This window comes from Acidiphilium sp. PM, from assembly GCF_000219295.1.
In the GTDB taxonomy this organism is placed as follows: Bacteria; Pseudomonadota; Alphaproteobacteria; order Acetobacterales; family Acetobacteraceae; genus Acidiphilium; species Acidiphilium multivorum.
This window is the reverse complement of the sequence record NZ_AFPR01000225.1, coordinates 1-2541: the sequence shown is the minus strand read 5'-3', so window position 1 is coordinate 2541 and position 2541 is coordinate 1. Positions and strand designations below refer to the sequence as shown.

General features: G+C 68.0%; 3 protein-coding genes. 1 reads left to right on the top strand and 2 read right to left on the bottom strand.

The genetic code is table 11. The annotated features are described in order from the left end of the window. Positions 1–29: 29 nt before the first annotated feature. Both APM_RS10090 and APM_RS20375 read right to left on the bottom strand, forming a co-directional pair. The gene (locus APM_RS10090; protein ID WP_241763137.1) at positions 30–893 is read right to left on the bottom strand and encodes a methyltransferase domain-containing protein; all 864 of its coding nucleotides are present in this window, start codon (positions 891–893) and stop codon (positions 30–32) included. A 413-nt stretch (positions 894–1306) separates the two neighbouring features. Continuing rightward, positions 1307–1588 (bottom strand): hypothetical protein, encoded by a 282-nt coding sequence (locus APM_RS20375; protein ID WP_007423268.1) that lies wholly within the window; start codon positions 1586–1588, stop codon positions 1307–1309. Positions 1589–1645: 57 nt separating this feature from the next. Between APM_RS20375 and APM_RS21480 the strand changes: the two genes are divergently transcribed. Then, positions 1646–2541 (top strand): PAS domain-containing protein (locus APM_RS21480; protein ID WP_007423267.1); only part of this gene is annotated, 896 nt, incomplete at its 3' end.

The window sequence follows — 2541 nt, the reverse complement described above, 5'->3', positions numbered from 1 at the left end:
GAGGACGCGGGCCGGCCCGGCGCGCCGGGTCAGGGCACCCGCCCGATCGCCACGAATTCGCAGGCGAAGCCGAAATCGTCGGCGGCGAAGCTGGCATCGAGCGCCCGCATCGCCTCGTCGAATTCGGCCGCGGTCATCAGCCCGGCGCCGATCAGACGGTCGCGCTGGTTCAGGTAGAAGTCCTTCTGATGCGTTTCGAGCTCGGAATCGCGACCATAGGTGAGGCCGAGGCGCACGCGCGGGACGGCCAGCACCTGCACGTCCGCGAGCCCGGCGGCGCGGAACATCCGGTAGAGACGCCGCCCGACCTGCCGCCCGGCGCCGACCGAAGCCTGCAACTGCCGGACCGCGCCGTTCAGCCGCTCCAGGGCCGGAGGTTCGTCGGGGTAGGAGAACCAGGCGCCGTCATCGACCTCCATGACCGCGACGCGGCCGCCGGGGGCGGTGGCGCGGACCATTTCGGCGAGCGCGGCCTCCGGCCGTTCGAGGTGCTGGAACAGGAAGCGGCTCAGCGTGAGGTCCTGGCTGGCGGATTCGACCGGCAGCGCATAGGCGTCGGCCAGCCGGGCATCGACCGCGAGGTGCAGCGCGGCGGCGAGGTCCCGCAGCAGCGAGAGGCCGTGGGCGTCGTTGTCGACGGCGGTGATCCGGGCTTCGGGACCGCACATCCAGGCAAGGTCGAGGCACAGGGCGCCGGTGCCGGCGCCGACATCGAGCACGCGGACCGGCCCGCGCGACAGGCCGAACACCGGCAGCACCGCGAGGCGCTGGAAATGCGTATGCATGCTCTGGCGCAGGAGCCAGGCCAGGTCGCCGCCTTTCGGCAGCAGCTTCCGTGTTGCCTGCGCTACGCGCGCCGTCCATGCCACCAAGGCGGCGTTGTCTGCTGTCACTCTACCTCCGGAACAATCGGCTTTTGCGAATCGGCGCGGGAAGTGCGCCCGGGCGAGGCTGGCGGCACCCTGCGGCATGGCAGGTCCGCGCCGCGGCTTGCGTTGGTCCGATGCAGGTCATTCGCCAGTGCAACCGCGCCTCGTGGATTTTCCCGATACGGAAAAATGTAACATGCGCCTGTTAATTTTCGATTAAGGCGCGACATTGGAATGGATGCCGGGAAAGCCCCGGTTGGCGCGCTTGCGGCATCGGCGTATCGTCGCGCGGTGGCGATGCCGCCTTCCGCGACCCGCACCTTGCGCGCCGATGCGGACCCGGTTTGAAAAGGCTACAGTCTAGACCATGATTTTTCGGAAACCGGCGTGGCGAGGCGCGTTTGATTTTCTGTTGCGGCTTCGGCAATTGCTTTTTATTAAAAAAAATGACAAAATTTGGGCAATTCGACTATTGTGCCGCAAAAACAAGACGAATCCGCCATGGTGGAACAGTTCGGATCAACAGCTCCCGGAATGCCGGCACATGAATAGGCTTGTTTATGCTTTTTTGTTCGTTGGGATGTGAGTCTGTTCAATACAGACGACCGGATCGCGCCGCCATGAAGCCGGCGCGGCCGGATGCGGCGGTCGCTGCCGGCCGCCTCGGACGGCGCGCCGATGCCCGGCCGGGTCAGGTCAGATAACATTGGATCGATCATGAGATCCCGCCGGCCCGGCATCGGGGCCAAGGCTGGCCGGGCCGGACTCCCGCCGGGATGACGCTCGCCGGCAACAGGCCCGACGATTTCACCGACATCGTCAATCTCGCGGTGGAGGAGAGCGGAACGGGGATCTGGGATCGCGACGTCGTGACCGGGGAGATCCGGTATTCGCGGGGCTGGTGGCGGATCCTGGGCTATGCCGAGATGCCGGCCCGCTCGCATATCGAGGCGGCCTATGCCCGCGTCCACCCGGATGACCTCGACTATGTCCGGCAGACGATGCAGGACCATTTCGACCGGAGGACCGCGCGCTATGAGGTCGAGCATCGGCTGCGCTGCGCCGATGGATCGTACAAATGGGTTCTCAGCCGGGGCATGGTGGTTGAGCGCGACATCGCGGGTCGCCCGGTGCGCATGGTCGGCACGACGACCGACATCACCACGCTGCGCACCCTTGCCGAGGAGCTGGCGCGGGAGAAGGCCGAGGCGCGTTTTCGCGCCGAGCAGCTCGCCGAGCGCACGCGCGAACAGGCCGCCGCGCACCGGCTCGCGCAGATCGGCAGCTGGCAATGGGACCTTGCGGCCGGCGAGATCCGCTTCTCGCCCGAGACCTGGCAGCTCGCCGGCGGCGAGGCGCGGAACCGGCCGGTGACGCTCGACGAGTTGCGGGCGCTGTTTCCGCCGGCCGATCGCCGGCTGATGCTGCGGCGGTTTGTCGCCGGGCTGAAGGCCGGACAGCCGGTGAGCGTGCAGCACCGGCTCACCGCGTTCGACGGACGGACGCTGGACGTGGTGTCGTACGCGGAGCCGATCGGCGAGGCGGGCGGCAGGGCGAGGCGGCTCAGGGGCGTGACCCAGGACGTGACGGCGTACCGGCGGATGCAGGCCGCGCTGCGGTCGTCGGAGGCGCTGGCCTTTCGCGTGCTGGAGGCGACGCGGGATGCGGTGAT

What these genes read in the sequence shown, in the direction of transcription:
- APM_RS20375 (WP_007423268.1), bottom strand. Translation starts at nt 1,588, where the DNA reads ATGATCGATCCAATGTTATCTGACCTGACCCGGCCGGGCATCGGCGCG.